Annotated in this window: 22 protein-coding genes and 1 pseudogene; 15 read left to right on the top strand and 8 right to left on the bottom strand. The window is 58.7% G+C overall.

The features are described 5' to 3' along the window. Window positions 1-67 precede the first annotated feature (67 nt). From H6979_04545 to H6979_04515, 7 genes are all read left to right on the top strand, one after another. A complete protein-coding gene (locus tag H6979_04545) occupies window positions 68-904 on the top strand; it encodes a DUF1838 family protein (protein MCP5139103.1) in 837 nt (278 codons plus the stop codon). A 74-nt stretch (window positions 905-978) separates the two neighbouring features. Further along, the gene (locus H6979_04540) at window positions 979-1,875 is read left to right on the top strand and encodes a DUF1838 family protein (protein ID MCP5139102.1); all 897 of its coding nucleotides are present in this window, start codon (window positions 979-981) and stop codon (window positions 1,873-1,875) included. 22 nt (window positions 1,876-1,897) lie between these two features. After that, the gene (locus tag H6979_04535; protein MCP5139101.1) at window positions 1,898-2,728 is read left to right on the top strand and encodes an SDR family oxidoreductase; all 831 of its coding nucleotides are present in this window, start codon (window positions 1,898-1,900) and stop codon (window positions 2,726-2,728) included. Between the two features lie 68 nt (window positions 2,729-2,796). Then, window positions 2,797-3,519, top strand: coding sequence for an NAD(P)H-binding protein (locus tag H6979_04530; protein MCP5139100.1), 723 nt, complete (start codon window positions 2,797-2,799; stop codon window positions 3,517-3,519). Between the two features lie 198 nt (window positions 3,520-3,717). Continuing rightward, window positions 3,718-4,851, top strand: coding sequence for a hypothetical protein (locus H6979_04525; GenBank protein MCP5139099.1), 1,134 nt, complete (start codon window positions 3,718-3,720; stop codon window positions 4,849-4,851). A gap of 45 nt (window positions 4,852-4,896) precedes the next feature. Continuing rightward, complete coding sequence (locus tag H6979_04520) at window positions 4,897-6,363, top strand: aldehyde dehydrogenase family protein (protein ID MCP5139098.1); 1,467 nt, start codon at window positions 4,897-4,899, stop codon at window positions 6,361-6,363. 139 nt (window positions 6,364-6,502) lie between these two features. Beyond that, complete coding sequence (locus H6979_04515; protein ID MCP5139097.1) at window positions 6,503-7,696, top strand: nitrilase; 1,194 nt, start codon at window positions 6,503-6,505, stop codon at window positions 7,694-7,696. 388 nt (window positions 7,697-8,084) lie between these two features. Here the strand turns inward: H6979_04515 and H6979_04510 are convergent, their stop codons facing one another. The 5 genes from H6979_04510 to H6979_04490 form a co-directional block, all read right to left on the bottom strand. Continuing rightward, window positions 8,085-8,753, bottom strand: a complete 669-nt coding sequence (locus H6979_04510; protein MCP5139096.1) for a hypothetical protein — start codon at window positions 8,751-8,753, stop codon at window positions 8,085-8,087. Further along, window positions 8,747-10,411 (bottom strand): FAD-binding oxidoreductase, encoded by a 1,665-nt coding sequence (locus H6979_04505; GenBank protein ID MCP5139095.1) that lies wholly within the window; start codon window positions 10,409-10,411, stop codon window positions 8,747-8,749. Before H6979_04505 ends, H6979_04510 begins: the two co-directional genes overlap by 7 nt. 13 nt (window positions 10,412-10,424) lie before the next feature. Continuing rightward, window positions 10,425-10,721: a hypothetical protein gene (locus H6979_04500; GenBank protein ID MCP5139094.1), complete on the bottom strand. Its 297-nt coding sequence runs from the start codon at window positions 10,719-10,721 to the stop codon at window positions 10,425-10,427. Between the two features lie 27 nt (window positions 10,722-10,748). After that, window positions 10,749-10,916, bottom strand: coding sequence for a hypothetical protein (locus tag H6979_04495; protein ID MCP5139093.1), 168 nt, complete (start codon window positions 10,914-10,916; stop codon window positions 10,749-10,751). Between the two features lie 97 nt (window positions 10,917-11,013). Then, window positions 11,014-11,196, bottom strand: coding sequence for a hypothetical protein (locus tag H6979_04490; protein MCP5139092.1), 183 nt, complete (start codon window positions 11,194-11,196; stop codon window positions 11,014-11,016). Window positions 11,197-11,226: 30 nt separating this feature from the next. On the opposite strand from H6979_04490, the gene H6979_04485 reads away from it, so the two are divergent. The 6 genes and pseudogenes from H6979_04485 (at window position 11,227) to yghU (ending at window position 17,522) form a co-directional block, all read left to right on the top strand. Further along, the gene (locus tag H6979_04485) at window positions 11,227-12,474 is read left to right on the top strand and encodes an MFS transporter (GenBank protein MCP5139091.1); all 1,248 of its coding nucleotides are present in this window, start codon (window positions 11,227-11,229) and stop codon (window positions 12,472-12,474) included. A gap of 150 nt (window positions 12,475-12,624) precedes the next feature. Next, a pseudogene (locus tag H6979_04480) lies at window positions 12,625-13,870 on the top strand (hypothetical protein). 286 nt (window positions 13,871-14,156) lie between these two features. Beyond that, window positions 14,157-14,408, top strand: a complete 252-nt coding sequence (locus tag H6979_04475) for a type II toxin-antitoxin system Phd/YefM family antitoxin (GenBank protein MCP5139090.1) — start codon at window positions 14,157-14,159, stop codon at window positions 14,406-14,408. Beyond that, window positions 14,398-14,832: a putative toxin-antitoxin system toxin component, PIN family gene (locus H6979_04470; protein MCP5139089.1), complete on the top strand. Its 435-nt coding sequence runs from the start codon at window positions 14,398-14,400 to the stop codon at window positions 14,830-14,832. Before H6979_04475 ends, H6979_04470 begins: the two co-directional genes overlap by 11 nt. 374 nt (window positions 14,833-15,206) lie before the next feature. Then, complete coding sequence (locus tag H6979_04465) at window positions 15,207-16,589, top strand: MFS transporter (GenBank protein MCP5139088.1); 1,383 nt, start codon at window positions 15,207-15,209, stop codon at window positions 16,587-16,589. An 81-nt stretch (window positions 16,590-16,670) separates the two neighbouring features. Continuing rightward, entirely contained in the window at window positions 16,671-17,522 is an 852-nt protein-coding gene (yghU, locus tag H6979_04460; GenBank protein ID MCP5139087.1) for a glutathione-dependent disulfide-bond oxidoreductase, read from the top strand. Between the two features lie 16 nt (window positions 17,523-17,538). Here yghU and H6979_04455 read toward each other — a convergent pair whose 3' ends face one another. Further along, on the bottom strand, window positions 17,539-18,918 hold the full coding sequence (locus H6979_04455; protein MCP5139086.1) for an MFS transporter: 1,380 nt from the start codon (window positions 18,916-18,918) through the stop codon (window positions 17,539-17,541). Continuing rightward, window positions 18,915-19,460, bottom strand: a complete 546-nt coding sequence (locus H6979_04450) for a hypothetical protein (GenBank protein MCP5139085.1) — start codon at window positions 19,458-19,460, stop codon at window positions 18,915-18,917. The genes H6979_04455 and H6979_04450 overlap by 4 nt, the downstream gene beginning before the upstream one ends. Before the next feature lie 148 nt (window positions 19,461-19,608). Here H6979_04450 and H6979_04445 point away from each other — a divergent pair, with 148 nt between their 5' ends. Continuing rightward, a complete protein-coding gene (locus H6979_04445) occupies window positions 19,609-20,511 on the top strand; it encodes a LysR family transcriptional regulator (protein ID MCP5139084.1) in 903 nt (300 codons plus the stop codon). A 122-nt stretch (window positions 20,512-20,633) separates the two neighbouring features. Beyond that, window positions 20,634-21,020, top strand: a complete 387-nt coding sequence (locus H6979_04440) for an MAPEG family protein (protein MCP5139083.1) — start codon at window positions 20,634-20,636, stop codon at window positions 21,018-21,020. Window positions 21,021-21,052: 32 nt separating this feature from the next. On the opposite strand, the gene H6979_04435 is transcribed toward H6979_04440, so the two are convergent. Beyond that, window positions 21,053-23,119, bottom strand: a complete 2,067-nt coding sequence (locus H6979_04435) for a hypothetical protein (GenBank protein ID MCP5139082.1) — start codon at window positions 23,117-23,119, stop codon at window positions 21,053-21,055. Window positions 23,120-23,230 lie beyond the last annotated feature (111 nt).

Genomic DNA, 23,230 nt, shown 5'->3' with positions numbered 1-23,230 from the left:
TATTAGTAGTCGGCATCCGGGGTCGTCTGCTTTATCGGCCGGGTAACTCTTGACTCGAGGCCATCCTATGACGCGATCGCAACCGAATCTGAACCGTCGGGCCCTGGTGCTTGGCGCAGCTTTAGCGCCTTTGATTCCGGTGGCTTGGGCAAGCGCAGGCGCCGTTCCCCCGGCACTCGGTGAGTTCGGTCCGATGTTTCGAAAAATGCGATATCGGCCGAATGATGGTGTTCTGTTTTGGTGGATGAAGGGCGCCAAGTACGGCCAGATTCACAATGAAGTAAGACCATTTCACGGCATCGAGGCGTGCGCTATTACTAGAGTGACGACCACCCCTGCCGGATGGTCGGTGGATGTCCTGGAGCACATTTTCTATACCGATCTGGAAAGCGGCCGACTGCTTGAGTCGATGACCAACCCGTTCACCGGCAAGACGCTGGATTACAAGCGCACGCCGGCGCGACCCTTCACCATGCAATACCATTCGGACGGTTCGCTCGACCTGCCGTCCGAGATCGGCGGTGCCAAGTTCGAGTCGGACCGCAAAAAGGCCATCCTCACCGTTCATGGCGACGAAATCTGGGTTTCTGACGACGCAGCGACGAAGATGCTGCCGGCCAGCGGTGCTGCCGTCTACAGTGCAGAGTGGTCCACCTTTCGCTGCAGAATGACGGATCTGGCGGATAAAAGCCTCACGTTCGTGCCTGCGTCTCTCCATCTCCAGGGACTTGGCGGGTGGCAAGGCTGGATGCAGATGGGCGACCAGCCGGGCGGATTGATCTCTCGTATCGTCGGCTCAAAGGTGGCGACTTTCGATGAGGTTCCCGAGACCTGGCGGGCGCTGCTGGCCAAAGCGCATCCGGATGTGGCGCGAGATCCGATTGGGAGCCTCGGATCCCGATGACAGGGGGATCGGCGAGCAACATGGTTGCCACATTGCGTGGTCGTGACCGGCTTGTTTGGAAGGTGCAGAACTAGATGTCGATTGACAGAATTTCCAGAAGGCATGTGCTTGCTGCAGTTCCGGCTGGCCTCTTTGTCGGTGCGGTCTTCGGGAAAAACGTCCATCGGACGTCGCTCAATCTAGGTAATGACGCTGATGCTTTTCTCGCATACCAGAAAATGCGCGGCAGCTTCAGCTCCGATCCAATGTACTGGTGGTACAAATCACTGACCTATGGTGTCGTCGATCGCCAGGTTACTTTGTTATACGCGCTCGAGATCGCGTCCTGGTCACGTAGCGAGATGAATAATGATGGCACGATGACGATAACGGCAAGCGAGGTCGGCTACTACCTTTCGCCCGAAGACGGGCGGGTTCTGGATAACGTGACCAATCCATATACGGGAAAGCCAATCCGCCTCAGTCATATCAAGGGCGGACCACGTCAATTCTTGTTGACGCCGGAGGGAATGAAGCTCGTGAAAGGGATGCCGCCGGGGACGACATTCAGCATATTGTTCAGGCAGCCCTTTGTCGTCGATGGAATCGTATATTTGTCCGAGGAAACGCACGGAGCGATCCCGTCACAGGTGAAAGATGATAACGGCCGGGATATCGATTGGCCGTTCCGGACAGATGAGTTTACGACCTATTCGGCTCCTTTGGCGGAGCTGAACGACGCTTCCGTTGCCACTGCGATGTCAACCCGCTTCACCTTTCAGAACATGATGAACTGGCCAGTTTGGATGGAAATGGGAACGCGACCAGGATTTACGATGGGCCGTGGACAGGGCGGCAAGATCAAGTCTTTTGACGATTTGCCCGAGTCGATCAGGAAGCCCGTCATGGAGAGGGATCGTTCCTTCTACAAAAATCCGGAATCCTGGTCAAAACCCAAAGAACACCTGTCAATTTTTGGCCAACAAAAGTAAAGCTGCAGAAGGACTGTCACCGATGAATTCGATCAGTATGAGTTGTCAAACAATCAGGAAGTCGCGACGCACGGCTGTTTTAGCTGCTGCTTTTATGTTCATGCTGGTTGGGCCGGGTGGCTGGCAGACGTCAGTTGCTGCAGCGGGGGGCAAAGGTTCCGGCGCCACAGGCCCGGAAACAGTCCTCGTCATAGGCGCTACCGGCCGCACCGGGAGACTGATCGCCTCTGAGATATTGTCGCGGCAATACAAGGTTCGCGGCCTTACGCGCAACTCCGAGCAGGCGAAGGAAGGCAATTCGTCCGTTGAGTGGGTACAGGGCGACCTGCGAGCGCCTTCAACTCTCAAGAATATAGTCAATGGAGTGGACTATATCGTGTTCGCTGCCGGATCGAACAGCTTCAGTGATCCGACAAACATACCGCAGAAAGTTGAATATGAAGCCGTGGCCGCTCTGGTTGACCTTGGCGTGGCGGCTAAAGTAAAGCACATCACAATGATGTCTTCGGCAGGCGTCGGCCATGCCAATCCGCAAGCAACCGAAGGATTTGCTGGCCTGCTTCGGTGGAAGAGTGATGCCGAGTCGTATCTCAGAAAAAGCGGTTTGCCCTACACCATCGTGCGACCAAGCGCGCTGAGTGACGAGGCAGGCGGCAGGGCAGGTATTGCATTGGCCCAAGGTGATGCGGTTTTTGCAAATCTCATTCATACAAGCCGTGCCGATGTTGCCAAAGTCATTGTTGAAACGCTATTTAATCCGGCTGCGCAGGGAAAAACGTTCGAGATGTATAACGCTGTCACCAAAGACCTAGGCGACTGGAAGCCGGCGCTTGAACGGTTGAAGCAGGATTGACTTGTATCTGCGTGCAATTTGTAAAAGGGTGGCAGGCGATTTTATTTTCAGGTAGAGGAAGAAGTCACATGCGATTCGTATTAATTCTTTTTATGACAGTCGTTTCGGTTTTGGCGAATGTCGCAACAGCGGCCGAGAAGGTTCTGGTGTTTGGAGGAACGGGCAAGCTTGGTGCCTATATCGTCGCTGATCTCATCGATGCAGGTGATGCTGTCACAGTGTTCGCACGCTCGACATCGGACCGCAGTCGCTTGAAGGGCCTCGACGTCGACTATGCAATTGGCAACCTCGACAACGGCAACGAAATCGCATCTGCCATCGAGTCGGGCAAATTTACGGTGCTGATCGACGCATCCGGGCGCCGTGCAGATGTCTTTTCCTATGACCACGGTCAAGCCATGCAGCAAATTGTAAAATCAAGCGAAAAGTCTGGAGTGCGCCAGATTATCTTTATCAGTTCCGTCGGCGCAGGGGATAACATAAAAAATTTCCCCGATATCAAATGGGGCGAGTACACCAGCTTCCTTGAGGAGCGCGGCCGTGCCGAAAGCGCAGTGTTCAAGGGGCAAGTTCCTTACACCATCATTCGAACGGGTGGTCTCGTAATCGATGGGGATGCTCCTGCTACCGGGAAGGGCAAGCTGGTCGAAGATCAGACTGCCCTCGGGATGATCACCCGTCGCGACCTGGCGCTCCTGGTGGTTGACTGTGTTGCTAAATCGGCCTGCATCTCAAAGGTATTTCACGCGACTGACGACTCTTTGAAGCTGCCGGGTGAAGCGAAGCTCTAGGTTCCCGGTATTTTGTCGGGTGCGGTGGGAAGCATTCGAATGGCGCCTGTATCAGCCTTATGTCAGATGTCGTTCTGGAAGTAGCCGATAAACCGCAGTGCGCCTACGAAAGACGTGATCGGGCAATAGTGAAAAATGCACAAGAGAACTTGCTTGCAAACAACTGCGAGCAGACATACCACTCTAGAGGTAATTAGTATGAGAAGAATGAAGAATGTAATCGCATTGTCCATGCTGGTTGGTCTCGGCGCATGCGCGTCAGGGGAGCAGAATGAGCAAACCCGGCAAGTCAAACCGCAGATCCCGCAGCTTGTGAGAGCGGATGGGACTTATCCGGTAAAACCGCTTGCGAAAGACGTGGTAGTTGTAAAGGTCGTCCAGCACATCGCACTCAATATCCAGCAAGCAGATAATCCGGCGGCTGGCCTTGAAGAAAACCTCCGGCGTATGCAGTACTGGATCGACAAGGCATGCAGCGAAGGCAAAAAGCCTGATTTCATACTATTTAACGAATTTCCATTGACTGGTTACTCGGCTGGTCCCCGAGCGGAGAAGCTTAAATACACGATCGAAATCCCGGGGCCGGAGACCCGTCGCATAGGAGAAATGGCTAAAGCCTGCGATACCTATGTAATTTTCGGCAGCTACGCGCGTGATTCCAGCTGGCCGGGACATATTCTTAGTCTTAACCCTGTCATTAATCGTCAGGGCGAGGTCGCACAGATTTTCTGGAAGACACGTAATGCGACCAGATACGACCCAAGCGGAGAGGTTCCAACGACTACGATCGAGAACGTGCGCGACAAGTTCCGTGAGCGATATGGTATCGAGGCGGAGTATCCCGTCCTGCAGACCGAGTACGGTAATATTGCCGTAAGCACGGTACAGCTCGATCCGCTGATTTACGCTGCCTTCGCAATGCGCGGCACTGAAATCATGTTCCGCACGGCGACCGGGTTCTCGCCGATCGACGTTCGTGCGATCGCCTATTACAACAACTTCTACACAGCGATGTCGAACATGGCGGTTTCTCCAGAGCTCCCATATGCCGAGCAAATGGGTGGCAAATCGCTGATTGCCGGTCCCGGCGGAGTTGTACTTGCGGAAGAACCGCGTAACGTTGAGGCGATAATCGAAGCGGAGATCCCGATTGCGAAGCTTCGTGAGGGCCGTCTGTTGCCTCGCTATCCGACGGAGATGGTGAAAGAAATTTTTGGACAATTCCAGCAGGAGTTACCACCGAACCACCTTGACATGCCGCCGGATCAATTACCGAAAACACAGGAAGAAATGAAGGCCCTTCTGGATAGGGTGAGCCGCTGGCTCAACTGACATTTGGATTCACTTCCCCTTTCTTTTACGAGTAGTTCAGCTCAAGTGGCCGGTGAGGCTGGTTCATTGAGAGTCCGCAACCCACGCACCGGCCAACTTGATTTCGAACTGATCGTTGCGACGGCCACGGATATCGAACCCAGGGTTCGTGCCATGCGCACGGCGCAACAGAAGTGGAAGCGGCTCAACGTAAAGTCGCGCATTGAGGTTCTGCAGGCCTTCAAGACGGCGCTGGTTGCCTGGCGTGGAGATATTATCGCCGCGCTTGAAGCCGATACCGGTCGACGCCGGATTGCTAGCATCGAGGTCGAGACCGTCATCGACAGTATCGACAACTGGTGTCGGCTTGCACCAGATCTGGTGCAAGCGCATAGCGAGCGGCCAGCTGGCAATCTGCCTCTGGTGGGTGTGCAGCAGCGCCTGGAGCCGTATGCGTTGCTTGGCGCGATTACGCCATGGAATTTCCCGATGATCCTGTCGTTCATCGACGTTGTTCCAGCGCTGCTGGCCGGATGTGCGGCCCTGATCAAAACCAGTGAAGTTACACCACGGTTTTCAGTGCCGGTCGAGGCGTGTATTGCCACCGTGCCGGAACTGCGGGACGTGCTTGGCTTTGTGCACGGCGATGGGCGCAGCGGGGCAGCATTGATTCAGCACGTGGACGTCGTGGCGTTCACCGGCAGTGTTGCGACGGGACAGAAAGTCGCAGCTGCGGCTGCGGCGGCCTTCATTCCGGCCTTTCTCGAACTGGGCGGCAAGGACCCCGCCATCCTGCTGCCTGGTAGCGATCTCGAGCGCGCATCCACTGCGATTCTCCGCGCCTCCATTCTGGCCACCGGCCAGGCCTGTCAGTCGCTGGAACGGATCTACGTTCACGAAAGCCAATACGATGCGTTCGTGGCGTTGCTGGCCGACAAGGCTCGCGCTGCCCGGCTGAGTTATCCGGATATCAGGCAGGGCATCGTTGGTCCGCTGATCTTTGATTGCCAGGCGGAGATTATCCGTCAGCACATTGAAGACGCTGTCGCGAAGGGCGCACAGATCGAAACCGGCGGACAAGTCCGGGAACTGGGCGGCGGCCTGTGGGTCGAGCCGACGGTTCTGAGCCGAGTCGATCATTCCATGGCCGTCATGACCGAGGAAACCTTCGGTCCGGTCATGCCCGTCATGAAGTACGTCGAGGAAGCTGAAGCCATAGCACTGGCTAACGACACGCGCTATGGACTCTCCGGCGCGGTGTTTGGCCCGAACGAAGATGACGCCCTGCGGGTAGCCGAACAAATTGAGGCGGGAGGAATCAGTATCAATGATGCAGGCATGACGACGATGGTTTTCGATGCCTGTAAGTCAGCCTTCCGTCTGTCTGGAATGGGGCCTTCCCGAATGGGCTCGACCGGCCTGACGCGGTTTCTGCGCCAGAAGGCGATCTATATCAATCGCGGGCCAGTCGTTGCGATCCAGGCTGCGGCAGAGGATCTGCAAGAACCATCGAACATCCGGCTTACTTCCTGATGCTCTGCGCAGGACTGCCCGGCGTATGTGGCCTATCGGCAGGAACATTGATACGCGAGGTCCGGACAGCTGGCTGCCTGTGCTGGAAAAAAAATATAACGTTGAGTTTCTCATGGTACGTAAGGATAGGGTGTAGTTAGTGTCTGGCGACTACTCAGAGAAAAAAGCCGCGAATGTCATCAGCACGCGTGACTTCATGGTGGGAGCGGCTGTTGGATCTGCCGTACTGACTTCATCCGGGACAGTTGACGCGTCGGCGGCTAGTTTGCAGCCCGACCTGGACGGCGGGATTCCTCGCTACACCGCATTGGCGCTCCAGCTGGCCTGCGATCCTGTGAACCAGGACGACCCGCAGAGTGCCCGGCGACGGATTGCAAGCTCGCTCGAACGTTATGGCGAGGTCGTTCGAGGTTCGAGTGCATTTCTCAAGATCTATAACGGGCGGCAGGTCAAGCTGGTGGTTCTACCGGAGTACTTCCTGACAGGGTTTCCACTGGGAGAAAGTTCTGCAGAGTGGAAGAGCAAGGCTGCGCTGGATCCGAATGGCCCTGAATACGAATTTCTCGGTCGCATCGCTCAGTCCAGCGGTGTCTATCTGAGTGGCAATGCCTATGAAACGGATCAGTATTTTCCCGAGCTCTACTTTCAGACGAGTTTCATCATCGCACCGTCGGGTGACCTGATCCTGAGGTACCGACGACTGATTTCCATGTATTCGCCCACTCCTTATGATGTGTGGGACGAGTATGTCGATCGCTATGGACTGGATGGCGTGTTTCCAGTCGTCGACACGGATATCGGCCGGTTGGCATGTATTGCGTCCGAAGAGATCCTGTATCCTGAACTGGCGCGGTGTCTCGTAATGCGCGGTGCCGAAGTGATCTGTCATTCCTCGTCGGAGGTCGGCAGTGTCGAAGTGACCATGAAGGATCTGGCAAAACGTGCTCGCGCCATAGAAAACCTGGCTTATGTGGTCTCCGCCAATACGGGTAGCTATCGATCGATAGGCCTGTCTGAATCGTCTACCGATGGTATGAGCAAGGTTGTGGGTCCGCGTGGTGAGATTATCGACGCAGCAGGCTTCGGTGAATCGCAAGCGGCCGGCAAGATCGATATTGCTGCCCTCAGGTCGGAAAGAAGCCTGCCCGGCATGACCAACCTGCTCGCGCGGCAGCCTTTCCAGGCTTATTACGAGTCGTATCGCGACTTCGAACACCTTCCCGCCAATACGCTGGCCAGCATTCCCGAGGGCCAGTCGATGCGATCGATAGCGAGCAAGCGCCTGGCCGATACGATCGAGCGGCTTAACACGGGTCAAACCTGGAGACGCTAGAGGTCATTATTCACGCAATTTCCGGTCCAGCATTTAGCGGGTGTTCGACGATCAGAGCGTTATATTGGGCCGACGCCTTGCCCGCCATCCCAGACCTGTAGTTCGACGATGCCAGCTACATCTTCAAGTGGGGTGGCAAGGAGTATCAGTAATCAATAAATGAGACAGTAGCGATTGTCCCGATGGTGAGTAACTGGCATCGCGGAACCTGCCGGCCGGGTCGAGGCCGCCGTTGCGGGGTCCGCCTTAGGGGGCTGGGGTTTCCGTAACGGGGTCGGACCTGATTCAGCTGTGGCGTGGCGGCTGCAGTGGAGTCATTAGATGAGTTCATCAGCTGTGTACCTCTCGCTGAAGCACTCAGTTTGCGTACCGACCAGGTTGCACTGCGCTACGCCCAGCCCGGCTTAAGAACGCTCACCGCGACGATCGAGGCGACCAGCAGCCAGAGCAGCACCAGTACGGTCGTCGAGCTTTTGTATCGACTGCGCAGGAGTCGCTCACGTTCTTCTGTTGAGCCTTCCAGCCGAATGGTATTCCATACCGCAAAATAGTGGACGAGTTCATAGCGTATGCCGAGCCCACTGACAATGATCGCGGCGAACAAGCCCAGCTTGATTGCCAGCCAGCCCGCTATGGAAAAGTAGCCCATCAAGGTACCGATTGCCATCATCGCGGCAGTGACGATTGCTGTATACCGGATGGTCCGGTCGATCAGCCCCAGTGCACGGCCTTTTGGCCCGCTTCTCAGTCGGTGGGTGAACTCGACCACGACCAGCCAGGCAATTCCCAGCAGCGTGGCAACTCCAGCCAACCAGATCCCGCCGGGAAAATACCCGAGCAGCGCACCGAGCGCTGTACCCAGCCAGACCTGGAGAATCAGCGCGTAACGAACATGCTGGTCGACATCCAGCACATGCTCGAGTAGCCGGTCCCGGTCTGCGAAGGGCATAGCTGCGGCCCGCGAGACATAGCGAAAGGTGCTGTTGATGACCAGGTCGGAGCCCAGCCAGTAACCCACGACGATGATATGCGCCACCATGATGACCTGAATCAGCATGATGGCGCCTTTGGTCCGTCCTTCGCAGGGTTGGGGGCCTGATCCTGCGCTGTGTTGTCGATTGGCAGGCCAAGTACCCCGGGGTTCATCAAGCCGCGCGGATCGAGCCGGGACTTGATCGCCACGAGCAGCGCACGATTCTCCGGCATCAGTTTGTCGGCGTAAGCGTAGGTGCGCCCCAACTGATTCGAGGCCGCACCCAGGGAGTCGAACAGCGCCAGTGTTTCGCGCTGCAGGCGCGCAACCAGGTTACGCGCAGCCGGATTGGGCTGTGGCTCGGTCAATCTTCTGAGGTGCTCCGGATCAGGAATCGCGCGATGCAGGGGCAACCAGCTGTCGAACCAGTGAAAGACAGTTTCGAAACTGAAGGCATGCGTCTGCATCGCCGTCAGCAGGGTGGACAACTCGACACCAGCCTCTTGAAGCATTGCCCGGTGTGGCTCGATCATCTGATTGAACGCATCGATCAGTTGATGCGCATCGCTGTGCGGGACCTTGGCATTCAGCGCCACCCAGCGTTCGCCAGCCGGGCCGAGCACACCATTGAGATTGTTGAAGGGTGCGGCACGCACGGCCACCGGGATGGAGGCAGGGATCTCCTTGCCGCCATGCCGCTCGAGCAGCCGTCGGCACAGCTCCAGATCGGACCTGGTAGTGGCAGCACTGCGCCCGGCACAAACAAGATGCAATGACCAGGCGCCCGCCGGCACGACACCTTTGCCGGCCGCAACGAGGCGCGCGCCGGCCTTCAGACCTGCCAGCAGGTTTTTCTGGTTGCCGACCACCCTGCCCAGGGTGGCAATGTCACCCTTGAGCGTGCCGCCCGCCATATTTCTGGATGTGGTCTGGGCATCGAACACGTATGCCTCTTCTGCTGCGCCCGACCGGGCGATAGCCGACAGGGCTGTGGCCGCTGAATGTGCGTCGCGAAAAGCGCCGGACAGGTACTCGATATGCTGCGGCATTTCGATCAGCCTGAAGGTGGCCTCGGTCTTGATGCCGAGCGCACCGCTATCATGTACAAACAGCCCGGTCAGATCCGGACCGTGCGTCCGGTAAAACGGTTTGCCGTGGCGGAATCCTGCCTGGCCGGTGCGCAGAATGCCGCCATCGGCCGTCACGATTTCCAGTCCCAGCACGTTCTCGGCAGCACTGCCATACCGTGCTGTGCCGAGAAATACGGCACCGTTGGACAGCCCTCCACCAACGGTCGCGCGGCGTCCGGAAAAGGTTCCGAAGTAGGGCAGACGCAGCCCGTGCGGTGCCAGATGTTTATAAATGGCTTCCCAGGTCGTGCCGGCACCGACGGTTATAGTCATGTTGCCAGGATCAAAGTCGACCACGCCCTGAAGCTCAACGGTGTCCACCACAACCGAGGACACCGACGCGGGACACACGCCGCCGGTGTAGGACATACCACCGCCACGTGGCACCAGCACATAGCCTGCGGCCGAAATCTGTGCCACTGCGCTCGCTAGCATCTGCGTGCCGGATGGCCGGATGACTGCGGTCGCCGTCTTTCCCTGGGAGTACAAGTCCCCGGACAACAGTTCACACTCGTCAGCGCTGGTGATAACGCGTTGTGCTCCCATGATGCCGTGAAGCGCCGCGATGAGTTCAGCGGATGGGCGAATGGCAGGCGGGCTGTTCAGTGGCATGGCCGTGTGCGGATCAGGCTGGCTGTCGCCAGCTGTTGACCAGGTCCTTGAAGGCATGGATACGGACCTGTGGCCACAGGCCAGCCTTGTTATACGGATCGGCCTCGATGATATCGATGACCTGCTGCTTCGACTCTGCTTCGATGAGCAGCATGCCGCCGGCCGGCGCGCTGCCGTCATCACGCATGAACGGGCCGGCCATCTTGATCGCCCCGATATGTCTGCCAATATGCGCCATGTGTTCCTTCAGCAACGGCTCACGAATACGCATGTTGTCCGTAATGTCTTCCAGGTAAACCAGAAACAGCATCACTGTTACTCTCATATTGTTGAGACGTCAAAAGGGTTGAACAATTCCGAGCCAGGCCATGATGATCAGCGTCCAGAACAGCCAAGCGGCACGTTGCGCCTTGCGATGGCCATCAACAAACAAGGCGTCGATATCGGCGCCGGATTCGCCATTGCGAAGCCTTGCAAAGCTCAAACGCCAGCCGCGAATTCTCACTCGCATTCATCGGCCATGCGTTCAGCAACGATAAAGTGCCAGCCCAGATTAGAACAGCAATCAAGACGATCCGCCAGCTCTCATCAATCCGTTGCCATTACTTGTCGCTCGGCGTTCGCACTTTAAAATAAGCGATATAGGCATTGACCAGTGCCGACATTTCCAGCTGATCGACCATCTCCACCACAAAGCGCGCCAGGTTTCGCTGCGGCAGCCACTCATCCACCGACGGTGGGAGCAGGAATCCCGTGTCGCGGCTGAGCGGGCGGAAATTACTCATGCGTCACCGGAAAAAAAGGGAGAGCAATCCATGACGGTAGAAAACGGTAGCGGCATGTACTACGGGTGGGTCATTGCCGTATCGGCGGCCGTCATCCTGGTGGTTACAAATGGCATGACGCTGGGAGGCTTGAACGTCTTCGACCGGCCACTGCTCGACGCACTGAAGGAGGCCACGGGCGGCCCTGTCAGTCTTAGCGATTTCAAGTTGCGGGATGCGATCACGCTTGCGGTCAGCGGGCTCATGGCGCCCCTGGCGGGTGCTGCTGCCGACCGCTTCGGCGTCCGCCCCTTGATGATAATCGGTGCGCTGTTGTTGTCGGCCGGATACTACCTTTACTCAACCGTCGACAGCCTCAGCGACATTTACGCCATTCACATTCTGTTTGCCTCGGCGCTCGCCTCCTGCGGCCTGATAGTCAACGTGATCCTGGTATCGCGATGGTTCGTCAAGGACCGGGGCCTGGCCCTCGGAATCGCGCTGGCAGGCACCAGTCTCGGCAACGGCACGCTGCCACCCCTCAATGCCATCTTGATGGAAGCCGTTGGCTGGCAGTCTGCCTTCCGATGGATCAGCCTGTTGCCGCTGTTTCTGATTCCGGTGATTTTGTTTGTCGTCCGGGAGCATCCGGCCAATCTGGATCGGCAGATGCCGGTTGCGAAGGCGAATGGCGCTGCACCGGCAAGCATCACCAGCCTGACACTGGGCACAGCAATTCGCACACCGAATTTCTGGATCCTGGCCTTGATTGCGATGTTTACCTTCTTTGCGATCATTGGTACGCAAGCCCACCTGAATCTCTACATGCTCGGCCAGGGTTTCGATCAGACCGGGGCGAGTTTGAGCTACACGGTACTGTTCTACCTGGGATTGATTGGCAAGATCGCCAGCGGTTTTCTGGCAGACAGAGTCGGCTGTCAACGCATTTTTATCGGCACGCTGACGACCATGGCCATCGGTGCCGGCATCCTTACGCTGTCGGGGAACAATGCGATATGGGCTGGCCTGGTCTGCTTCGGCCTCGGCTGGGGCGGATTGTATACATTGCTGCAACTCCTCGCGGCCGACTACTTTGGCCCGCGGCATCTGGGCAAGATCCTGGGCGCCATCACCGTACTCGATACATTCGGCGGCGGCATGGGGCCGGCGATGATCGGCGCCATCTTTGACCGTACGGGATCCTACAATCAGGCCTTCATTCTGGTTACCGGACTCGTTGTGGCCGCGTTGCTGTTGGCGACTCAGTTCCGGTTGACACGGTCTGCACCGGCGGCCTGATCTGTATTGTGCAGGAGCGTCTTCAGGCGCGAATGGCCTGAACTAAATTCACGCCAAAAAGTTTGTTTGGCTGGTGGTCGACGGTGATGTGGCAGCAGTTGGTGTTCTCAAGCGCGACCAAATCGTCGCTATTTGCGTTGATAATCGAATATGACCCGAAAAAATCATTCGACCATGTTGAGCAAAGTGCCTGAAGTCACGATCTACTTCTGGGTTATCAAAATTCTTTGCACCACCGTCGGAGAATCTGCCGCCGATTTTCTGAACGTCGATCTGGGCTTCGGGCTTACGTGGACCTCTGTCGCAACGGGTATTGTGCTTATTGTCGCGCTCTATTTTCAGTTTAGAGAGAGCCAATACAATCCAAAAGTATATTGGTTGGCGGTGGTGTTGATCAGTGTGTTCGGTACGCTGATTACTGACATTCTTAGCGATGAAATCGGGGTGCCACTTGAGGCCAGTACCTTGTTCTTCAGCGTCACGCTGCTGATTACATTCGTGATCTGGTATGAGCAGGAGAAAACGCTTTCGATTCACTCGATTGTTACCTGGCGCCGTGAGTTGTTCTATTGGTTCGCCATACTTTCCACCTTCGCGCTCGGTACTGCTGCCGGCGATCTGATGGCCGAGAGTCTAGGTCTGGGTTATCCGCTGACCGGGATCATTGTCGCCAGTGCAATTTCGGCGATTACTATCCTCTGGTATCTGAAGTTGGACGCGGTGCTGGCGTTCTGGCTGGCATATATTCTGACGCGGCCCCTTGGCGCATCGCTGGGTGACTATCTTTCACAGTCTGCGGTCAACGGTGGCATAGGTCTGGGTGCGACTGTCACCAGTGCTATCTTCGCCGCCGCTATTTTTGTGCTGGTTGCATACTGGTCAATCACAAAGCGTGATTTGATGGCGAAAGCACAAATAGATGTCGCGGAGGCTGACGGAAAATCCGGTGCGGGTTGGCAGACCGCTGTTGTTGTATCTGTGTTGGTCCTGATTGCCAGCAGCGGCTATTACTGGCGGCAAGTGCAGCTGAATGATCCTTCTCTGCTGAATTCAACAGTGGCGGCTCCGTTAGGCGATTTGTCAGTTTTTCGTACGATTTCTGCAGATACTTTGAAGATGGTTTTAAGGGACGAACCCGCGGCAGCGAAAGCGCGTATCGGTGATCTGGAATTCACTTTGGACAACGCGGAGGCATTGCTGCGTGCGGCCAACTGCGAAAAAATGGATCGAGGTTGATGATGCGATTGATGATGCCCTGAAAAATGTTCGCTCCGTCCGTCAGGATAGGGAAGCAAGCAAAGACTCATTGGAGTCACTGATTGCCGTGCTGGATCAGCTGGACAGCCCGCATGTACTCCAAGGCAAAACCGGGGATTCTGAACGCAGTAACTTGTAGGCATTGAATGGGACAAGCACGGGAAGTCCGTCGCGTCCTTGCTTTGCAATGATCGAGCATGGTGTCCGCACAGCCTGACGCGGCTGTCACGCCGCTCGCAAGCGCAACCCGCGCGGCCAGGCGCTATGCGCCGGTTGGACATAATGCCCTGCTCCACGCCTTGGCTGAGCTTGGAGCGTGCTTAGATTTGCCTTGCCGCCAGCGACATTCGGCTCGGGGCCGTCGGGGGGGGGTACGCGGGCGATCGTCCTTGTTTGTTCCGTCCATAATAGCTATTCTAGCTGTGATGAAAAGCGTTACCGCCCTGGAAGCCAAAAACCGGTTCGGCGAAGTGCTGGAGGCCGCCCAGCGTCAACCCGTCAGCATTACGCGCAACGGCCGCCCCTCGGTGGTGGTGATTTCCGCAGAGAGCTACGCCCGTCGGCAGCACATGGCGCGCAAACGACTGCGCCAGGCCATGCAACGCGCTGGCGAACACGCGGCGGCTCAGGGCATGACCGAGGACGTGCTGGACAAGCTGCTCGCGGATGAAAGCTGAAAGGCTGGTCATCGACAGCAACGTCTGGATTGCAGCGCTGATCTCACCCTCCGGAACAGCGCGTCAGCTCGTGGATGCTGTGCTGGACAACGACATCGACATACTGATGTCGGAGGCGACGTTTACTGAGCTGGTGTCACGTCTGGATCGACCCAAGTTTGATCGGTACCGCGAACCTGAGGCGTGGAACCTGTTCCTGTCCGAACTGGTGGAATTGGCGCTTTGGCTCGAGGATGCCGGAACAGCGACGGGCATCTCCCGTGATCCGGATGACGACAAGTTTCTCGCGCTCGCAGTGATCGGGCGGGCCGACGCGATCATCAGCGGTGACCGCGACCTGCTGGAGTTGGTCGCTCATGAAGGCATTCCCATCCTCACGCCAGCGCAGTTTATGCAGCGTGTGAGCTACCACCAGAGCCGATAGATCTCGATACATCTCGAAAGCGGACTCGTATCAAGGTGCCGATGCTCCTCAATAGATGTCGATAGATGCTGAAAGCTGTTGCAGGGCATCAGGTGAGATTGACGGTATATCTGACGGTAAAAATGCAACTCGCAGAACGAAGCTCTAGACCAGACAACGGCTTGCCCATGCCGTTGATGATCGAGTGGGAATGACCAGGGGCCTTTCGTGTCTGTCGGCACTCAGCGGAATTCAATCCTGAGTCGCTGATAAAGGCCCGCTTCGCCGCCGGTATGCTGCCAGTGGCCGCTGCGGCTGGATCTGATGATCTTCAGTCGGAATCCGCCGGCGGTTGACTGTCGAATGACATGCATGACGTCGTCCGGGGACCCATCTTGAATCCGCAAAAATCCAGAACCCTGCTGCCCTTGTTGTTTACTGGCGTGCTGATGGGCGCGCTCGATCTCGCCATCGTGGGCCCGGCCCTGCCGGCCATCCAGGCGGACTTCGGCATGACCAGCCGTCAGCTGGCGGTACTGTTCAACGCCTACGTGCTGTGCCAGATGATTGGCACGCCGATGCTGGCGAAGTTTGCCGACCGCGTGGGTCCACGCCTGGCCTACCTGGTCAGCATCGGTTTTTTCGCCGGCGGGTCGCTGCTGCTGGTGATCGCGCCTGACCCCTGGGTGCTGTACCTCGGCCGATCGCTGCAGGGCTTCGGTGGCGGCGGTATCTTTCCCATAGCTGCGGCGGTCATCGGCAATACGCTGCCGTCCCGGGAGCGCGGCCCGGCCCTCGGCATCCTCGGCACGGTCTTCGGACTCGCATTCCTGGTGGGACCCATCATGGGCGGACTGCTGCTGCCCTATGGCTGGCAATGGCTCTTCCTCGTCAATCTGCCGATCGCCGCAGTCCTCATGGCTGGTGCGTACCGCGTGCTGCCGGCCGCTGCTGGCAGCGCCAGAAAGCCGCTCGATATCGGTGGCATTGCCACCTTGTCAGTGGCGCTTGCCGCGCTCGTGCTGTTCGTCAGCAGCCTGGACACCCGCGAACTGCTGCGCAGCCTGCTTTCAGGCCGGAGCGCCCTGGCAGCCGGTGTGCTTGTGGTGCTGGTGCCGGTGTTCTGGCGCATCGAGAATCGCGCCGCTGACCCGATCGTCCGTCCCGGCCTGCTGCGCTCGCGGCCTGTCGCAACCGCTTCGCTGATAGGTACGTGCATCGGCGCCGTCCAGTCCGGTGGCGCGTTCTATCCGGCGCTTGCCATCGCGGCCATCGGGGTGACACCGAGCACGGCGTCGTGGATGCTCCTGCCGGGCGTCCTCGGCGCAATCATTGCCTCGGCGGTTGCCGGCCGCCTGATAAACCGCATCAGCACGCGGACTATCGTCACCGTGAGCGTGTTGATGGTCGTCTGCAGCCTGCTCATCTTCGGGCTGGCGCACATCAGCGTCGCGAGCTTTATCCTCGCCAGCGTGCTCGGCAGTACCGGCCTTGGTGGCGTGCAGGGCGCGCCACTGCGCATGGTGATAATCGACAACAGCCTGCCCAATGAGCGTGGCACAGCCCAGGGTCTGCTCAGCAACTTCACCTCGATGGGCCGGCTGGTCGGCGCCGCCCTGGTCGGCAGTATTGCGGCATCGGCCGGCAGTGGTGTCGTGGGCTACCAGGCGGCATTCCTCGGCATGACCGTCGTCGCGGGAATCATGCTTGCGCTGGGGCTCACGCTGTCGGCGAGAGCTGCCGGACAGACGGACGAGGCGAAGCCCTTGCCCTCTTGAGTAGTGGTGGCGCGACCACATTTCGTATCACGATGAGAGCTGGCGAAGATTGCGGAGCGGTACGGAGGCAGGAGAGCAAGCATGAGTGATTCACCATCCTATTCGCCACCGGCAGTGTGGACATGGAAGCCCGGTAACGGCGGTGCGTTCGCCAACATCAACCGTCCCACGGCGGGCGCGCGCTTCGAGGCAGAGCTGCCGGTCGGCAAGCACCCTTTGCAGCTCTACTCACTCGCGACACCGAACGGCATGAAGGTGACCATCATGCTCGAGGAACTGCTCGCGCTGGGGCACGCGGGGGCCGAGTACGACGCGTATACGATCGATATCGGCAAAGGGGAGCAGTTCGGCAGCGGCTTTGTCGCACTAAACCCGAACTCCAAGATCCCTGCGTTGCTGGACCGGAGCGGGCCCGAACCGGTGCGCGTCTTCGAGTCCGGCGCCATCCTGCTGTACCTGGCCGACAAGTTTGGCGCGTTGCTGCCACAGGACCATGCAGCCCGGACGGAGGCCCTGTCGTGGCTCTTCTGGCAGACGGGTGCCGGGCCCTTCGTGGGTGGCGGCTTTGGGCATTTCTACAAGTATGCAGATATCAAGATCGAGTACGCCATCAACCGCTACGCGATGGAGGTCAAGCGGCAGCTCGACGTGCTCGACCAGCGTCTCGCCCGGCACACTTACCTGGCCGGCGACGACTACAGCATCGCCGACATCGCCTGCTGGCCGTGGTACGGCGGCCTGGTCAGCAACGAGGTATACGGCGCAGCCGAGTTCCTCGACGTGCAGTCCTATCCCCATGTCTTGCGCTGGACGGCCGGCATCGCCGGGCGCGAAGCCGTGCAGCGCGGACGGCGCGTCAACCGTGTGTCGGGTGACGGGGGCAAGCAGCTCCGCGAGCGGCACGCGGCCAGCGACTTCGACCGCGCGACGTAAGCAGCTTGGGCAGCAGTTATGTTTCATGTGGGTCGGTAGCTGTCAGTCTCACGCGGAGCACGCTCACTAGGCCCCCAGCCAATGCCAGCACCGCAGCGATGCCGAGTCCGATCCGGGGCGCTGTGTCGACAGATGCCAGGGTAAAGAGCAGGGTCATGGTGATTGCGCCCGCCGTTTGGCCCGTCAGCCGCGCGGTACCCTGCATGCCTCCCGCCGCACCACTTCGCTCGCGCGGCGCTGCGAGAAACATGTTCTGGTTGTTCGGTACTTGAAACAGGCCGAATCCAAGGCCGCACAAACTTGTGAGAAGTGCGAGCGGCAGCAGGCTTTCCTTTAACGGCCAAATCGCGGCAACCGCAAGCCCGAAGGCGAGGCAAATACCGCCCGCTGCGCAGAGCCATGCCGTTGACACATGACTCGCGAGTCGACCTGCAAGCGGAGCTGCGACGGCCACCGTTAGCGGCCATGGCGTCATGTAGAGCCCTGTCATCCAGACGCTCTGTCCGAGTCCGTGCTGCAGGTAGAAGGGCAACGCCACCAGGCCAGCGGCCACTCCCGTAAAGCACAGTACCGATGCAGTCACTGAAATGCGGAACGAGTCGGCGCTGAGCAGGTCGAGCGGGATCAGCGGCGCTTCCTTGGGTCTCTCCCGTCGGACCAACGCCATCAGTATGATGATCGCCGCGGCGATCAGTGCGGCAGCCGGCGCCGGTCGTCCGGGTAGTATCTCTGCGCCAATGACAAAAGATGCAAAGGCACCTGCATTCATCGCCACACTGAGCAAGTCCAGCCGGCGCGCAGTGCCACTGATGTGCGGCAGAGCGCGGCTCGCGAGCAGCACCAGAACGCCCAAGGGCAGGTTAAAGGCGAACAGCCACGGCCAGCTCGCCCACGACAAAATCGCTGCACCAATGGACGGACCGGCCGCAGATGACAGCGCGACGGCAAGGGCGTTCCAGCCGATGGCGGCGCCGAGACGTGCATGTGGGACCACAGTGCGCAGCAGCGCAACGCCGAGCGCCATGACAGCCGCTCCCCCGAGCCCCTGGAGGAAGCGGGCGGCGACGAGCCATGGGAGGGACGGTGACAGCGCACACAGCACGGATGCGCCGACAAACAAAGTAACGCCGACCGTGAAAACCTTGCGGAAGCCGAAGCTTTCACCGAGCGCGGCACTGGGTAGCAACGCCACCACCAGTGCCGACTGGTAGGCGGTGATGATCCAGATCGACATCGCTGGCGTCACTTGCAGCGATCGCGCGATCGTGGGCAGTGCCACGTTGGCAATGGCGGCGTCGAGCACAACAAGCACCATGGCTGCCAGTACAGAAGCGATTGCGGCCGTCCGGCGCCGTCCCCGCAAACCTGGCCCTGCATCATTGAATTGCGAGCTCATGACGCACCTGAGGTCCAGACGCCGTCGCGCTCCACATACCTCGTCACCCGGTGTTCCTCTTCGTCCTCCTTCTTCAAGTCTCGCTCGGTAAAGCGGAACAGGAGCGCAGGCCCTGTCAGGCACCGGGTGTCATGGATATCTCCGGGCAGATAGACTTGCACCTGGCCGGGGCGTACCACCGTCGAGTTTCTCTTGACGAGCTTCGCGCTGCCATCTTCGTTCTCGACCCGGGCATAGGTTCCCATCTCGATTTCACCCTGCTGGATCGCATAGATGACCCACCCCCTGCCGTGGTCGTGCGGCGGTCGATACAGCCCTGGATATTCCGAGTGCGCCAGCAGCACAAACCCGTGTTGCGGGTCCCGGTACAGTTCCTTGTTGGCCGGCGCTTCCCTGTACAGCGCCGACAACCAGTCTTCTGTGACGGGCGCTTTGAGGGCATCCTCCAGGTGTCGCTGACAGGTAGCGACCACTTCAGTGCAAAGTGGTCCCCACGCCGCCCTGATTCCTTCAATCGACGTTTCAAGAGTGTTGCCAACCATGTCCTCTTCTCCCGTTCTGCCTGGACGCGATCAGTTCAGGCTTCTGGCGGCTAAGGTAGTGATTGAGATGGCATGGCGGAAGGCGCATCATTTGCACTCGATAAGTGCATATGACGCCATATATGAGCCTGGGCGTCGAGGAGACGCCATGGCCAGACCGGACCTGAATCTGTTGTTCACGCTCGATGCGCTGCTCGCAGAGGGCAGTGTTGCCCGCGCTGCCCGGCGGTTGCGGCTCAGCCCCTCGGCGATGAGCCGATCACTCGCGCGGCTTCGGGAGGCAACGGGTGATCCGCTCCTGGTCAGGGCAGGGCGTGGCATGGTCGCATCGCCCCGGGCGATGGAGCTCCGCGATTCGGTCAGCCAACTTGTCCATGCCGCCGAAGCGGCATTGCGTCCCGCTAACAGACTCGATCTCGAGCACCTTGATCGAACGTTCACGTTTCGCGCCAGTGAGGGCTTTGTGGAAAACTTCGGAGCGAGACTTCTGGTTCTCGTCTCACGAGAAGCACCCGGTGTTCGATTGCACTTCCTGCATAAACTGGACAAGACCAGTGGGCCGCTGCGCGATGGATCCGTTGATCTGGAAACGGGAGTAATTGACAAAGCAATTGGTCCGGAGCTGCGCGCGCAGGCGCTGTTTCGAGACCGCTACGTCGGTGTCGTGCGGATAGGGCATCCGCTGAGCAAGGGCAAAATCACCCCATCAAGATATGCCGCCGCAGCTCATGTCCATGTCTCCCGTAGAGACTATGAAAAGAGCCATGTGGACGACGCCCTGGCAGAACGTGGGCTGAAACGCGAGATTTCCACGACAGTCGGCGGATACTCGGCCGCGTTGGCTTTGGCGAGAGCCTCGGATCTGGTGGCCACCGTTCACGAGCGGCACACCGGAGTTCTTTTCGCCGGGATGCACAGTTTCGCGTTGCCAATGCCTGTTCCGCAGTTCGCGGTTTCGTTGCTCTGGCATCCGCGGCTGGATGGAGATCCGGCGCATCGCTGGCTTCGTGGGCGTGTTCGAGAGGCCTGTGCTGAGCGGCAACCCGCATAGGCCCGCCTTGTCGAGGAATTGTTTGATGCCCACTCACAACTGCCGACTGCCTGTCGCTTGTCTGCGAAGCCACCCCCGGCCAGCTAGAATGGTGCCGGTCTTTCGGCCAAGAGGAGGGGCGTATGGTTGCCGTTCACGTCGTCATCGCGCTGGCACTGATCCAGTTTTTCGTCTTCGGCGCGCTTGTCGGGCGGGCCCGGGTGAAATATCAGGTGGATGCGCCGGCCATCACCGGCCACCCGGTGTTCGAGCGCTATTACCGGGTTCACTACAACACGATGGAGCAGCTCGTGAGCTTCGTGCCGGGGATGCTGCTGTTCGGTACTTACGTCAGCGCCACGGGCGCGGCGATACTCGGGCTGGTGTTCATCGCGGGGCGCCTTGTCTACCTGCGCCTCTACATCGCGGACCCGAAGAAGCGCGGTGCCGGGTTTGGTATCTCGGTGCTGCCGATCATGATCCTGATCCTCGGCGGGCTCGGCGGCGCCATCTGGTCCGCCCTCGGCTGAGCACGCGCCGCTTCCAGCCTTGCTGCCAGGCTTCAGGGCGCCGTTGCTGACGGCCCCGGCGGCTTGCCAAACAGGGCCCTGAACCGGGCGAGGTCGGCAAAGTTCACGTTGCCGTTGCCATCGAGATCGGCATCAGCGTTGCTGGTGGCGAAGCGGGCGCGGAAGATCGCCAGGTCGGCAAAGTTGACCTTCATGTCGTTGTTCAGATCCGCATCGCACCAGTTGCCATAACCGTCGCCATCGGTATCACGTTGACTGTTATTGGCGGCGCCGAGACAGTTATCCGCGGCATCATCCACCAGGTCGTTGTCGAGATCGATGATCACAGCCACAGTGACCGTCGCGATGTCTATCCGTGCACCGTCATCGATGGCGTACTCGAAGGTATCAGTGCCCATGAAGCCGGGTGCGGGTGAGTAGGTAATGCTCGGGGAACTGCCGCCATTGCCGTTGATGCTCAGACTGCCATGCTGCGGAGTGGTATAGATGCCGACCGTCTTGTTGTAGTAGGCAAATCCGATGTCGTTGGTGGTTACACCGATGGTTACCGGTGTCCCGACGCCGGTAACGGCCTGGTCGTCTATGGCCTTGTAGCGAACCACCTCAACAGACACGGTGGCGGTATCCGTATGGACGCCGTCGCTGATCTGATACCGGAAAGTTTCCGTATAGTCATTCGGATAGTTGTAGGAATACGGGTAGTAATAAAAATTGACATCATTCTTCGTGCCGGGACTGTTCTGGACGTATGCAGATCCGTTGTGGTCGGGCGACTGGATCAGCGTGACACTGACCTGGCTGCCAAAGCCCACATCATTCCGGGCCACGTACAAATACTGGCAACAGTTGTCGCGACTCACGACGAAGTTGTCGTTGTTGGCCTTGTAGACCAGCACCGTGATTGCCACCGTCGCCGTATCGGAATTGAAGCCATCATCGACCTCATAGGTGATGCTGTCCGGGCCCGCGTAGCCTGTGGTCGGCGTGTAGTTGATGCGGATTGCAGACTTGTTGCCGGGGGACCCGCTGACGGTCGCAACGCCGTGGTTCGGTCCGGCGGTGATCGTCACGGTTGCGGGGTTGGCAAAGGCCTGGTCATTGGCCAGCACATTGATGGAGGTTGCAGCGCCGTTACTGATGGAAATGATGTCGTCGTTGGCCTGGGCTGGCTGGACGGTGATGGTCACGGTGGCCGTGTCGGTGCTGGCGCCGTCAGTCATCGAGTAGACAAAGGTGTCGGGGCCCGTATAGCCAGGACTTGCTGTGTAAGTGATCGTCTGGGCGGCCGCGGCACCGGTATCGCTGATTGCAGTGATTATCCCGTGGGCCGGCGCCGTGCTCACCGTGACGGTTACCGGATCAGTAAAGCCTATATCGTTTGCACCCACTGGAATGAGGGTGGGAGTCGACGGTGCGGTAACGACAGGGCCATCATTGACAGCATCGGCTGCCGGGGTGACCGGGATATCAAAGGTAAAGAGATAGCCGGTATCAAAGCCGGTGGCTGAATCTCCGGCACCTGGGACCAGATCCGCACCATTGGAGAAGGTGTAGCGCTGGAAACCAGTGGCTGCACCAGGGATGGCAACTGCAGGGTTGAAGTTGCTGTAGCTGTTGGCAAGCGTCTGCGGGTCGCCGAGGGCTATGTCGTCACCACCAATCGTCACGGTGGCCCCAACAGTACTCGGGGTGTAGACACTGTCGTTGGTGTAGTTACTGCCGAAGTTGTAGTTGCCGCAAATGTGTGCGCCGATGATGCCACCGAAAACGCCTTCCGTGCACGACCAGGTCGTGGCGGTGGCTATACCGGCGCTCATGGTGACACCCGTCATGGTATGTGTCATCAGCGGGGTAGAGCCCACTTTGGCTACACGTGCGTAGGTACCGCTCGCAATCGCCAGCGTATTCGTGGTGGTATCGAAGGTCCAGGTGGCGGTATTGGCTGCCGTGGCAGTCCAGTCGCCGGGCGTCGTTGAGTTCCTGCCGTAACTTCCGACACTCACCAGGGTTGCAGGAACCGGCGCTGCATACGCCACACCGATACCACTGAGCCCAACCAGTGCGGCTATCGACAGCACTGTCTTCGCTTGCGTTCCCATTTTGGCCCCCCGACCTTCTTGCTTTTTATAGCCGGAGTATCCAACAACAATGCTGCAGATGCACCATCCAAACGGATGATTGATCTTAAGTAAAATCCTCCAGCTGCTGTT

It is taken from the genome of Chromatiales bacterium (assembly GCA_024234935.1).
Taxonomy (GTDB): domain Bacteria; phylum Pseudomonadota; class Gammaproteobacteria; order Steroidobacterales.
The sequence above is the reverse complement of the archived record's forward strand: the minus strand, read 5'-3'. Positions and strand labels throughout refer to the sequence as shown.

What these genes read in the sequence shown, in the direction of transcription:
- H6979_04475 (MCP5139090.1), top strand. Translation starts at nt 14,157, where the DNA reads ATGAAAAGCGTTACCGCCCTGGAAGCCAAAAACCGGTTCGGCGAAGTG.
- H6979_04540 (MCP5139102.1), top strand. Translation starts at nt 979, where the DNA reads ATGTCGATTGACAGAATTTCCAGAAGGCATGTGCTTGCTGCAGTTCCG.
- H6979_04510 (MCP5139096.1), bottom strand. Translation starts at nt 8,753, where the DNA reads ATGCTGATTCAGGTCATCATGGTGGCGCATATCATCGTCGTGGGTTAC.
- H6979_04450 (MCP5139085.1), bottom strand. Translation starts at nt 19,460, where the DNA reads ATGGTTGGCAACACTCTTGAAACGTCGATTGAAGGAATCAGGGCGGCG.
- H6979_04470 (MCP5139089.1), top strand. Translation starts at nt 14,398, where the DNA reads ATGAAAGCTGAAAGGCTGGTCATCGACAGCAACGTCTGGATTGCAGCG.
- H6979_04455 (MCP5139086.1), bottom strand. Translation starts at nt 18,918, where the DNA reads ATGAGCTCGCAATTCAATGATGCAGGGCCAGGTTTGCGGGGACGGCGC.
- H6979_04445 (MCP5139084.1), top strand. Translation starts at nt 19,609, where the DNA reads ATGGCCAGACCGGACCTGAATCTGTTGTTCACGCTCGATGCGCTGCTC.
- H6979_04545 (MCP5139103.1), top strand. Translation starts at nt 68, where the DNA reads ATGACGCGATCGCAACCGAATCTGAACCGTCGGGCCCTGGTGCTTGGC.
- H6979_04530 (MCP5139100.1), top strand. Translation starts at nt 2,797, where the DNA reads ATGCGATTCGTATTAATTCTTTTTATGACAGTCGTTTCGGTTTTGGCG.
- H6979_04505 (MCP5139095.1), bottom strand. Translation starts at nt 10,411, where the DNA reads ATGCCACTGAACAGCCCGCCTGCCATTCGCCCATCCGCTGAACTCATC.
- H6979_04485 (MCP5139091.1), top strand. Translation starts at nt 11,227, where the DNA reads ATGACGGTAGAAAACGGTAGCGGCATGTACTACGGGTGGGTCATTGCC.
- H6979_04535 (MCP5139101.1), top strand. Translation starts at nt 1,898, where the DNA reads ATGAATTCGATCAGTATGAGTTGTCAAACAATCAGGAAGTCGCGACGC.
- H6979_04525 (MCP5139099.1), top strand. Translation starts at nt 3,718, where the DNA reads ATGAGAAGAATGAAGAATGTAATCGCATTGTCCATGCTGGTTGGTCTC.
- H6979_04490 (MCP5139092.1), bottom strand. Translation starts at nt 11,196, where the DNA reads ATGAGTAATTTCCGCCCGCTCAGCCGCGACACGGGATTCCTGCTCCCA.
- H6979_04440 (MCP5139083.1), top strand. Translation starts at nt 20,634, where the DNA reads ATGGTTGCCGTTCACGTCGTCATCGCGCTGGCACTGATCCAGTTTTTC.
- H6979_04500 (MCP5139094.1), bottom strand. Translation starts at nt 10,721, where the DNA reads ATGCTGTTTCTGGTTTACCTGGAAGACATTACGGACAACATGCGTATT.
- H6979_04435 (MCP5139082.1), bottom strand. Translation starts at nt 23,119, where the DNA reads ATGGGAACGCAAGCGAAGACAGTGCTGTCGATAGCCGCACTGGTTGGG.
- yghU (MCP5139087.1), top strand. Translation starts at nt 16,671, where the DNA reads ATGAGTGATTCACCATCCTATTCGCCACCGGCAGTGTGGACATGGAAG.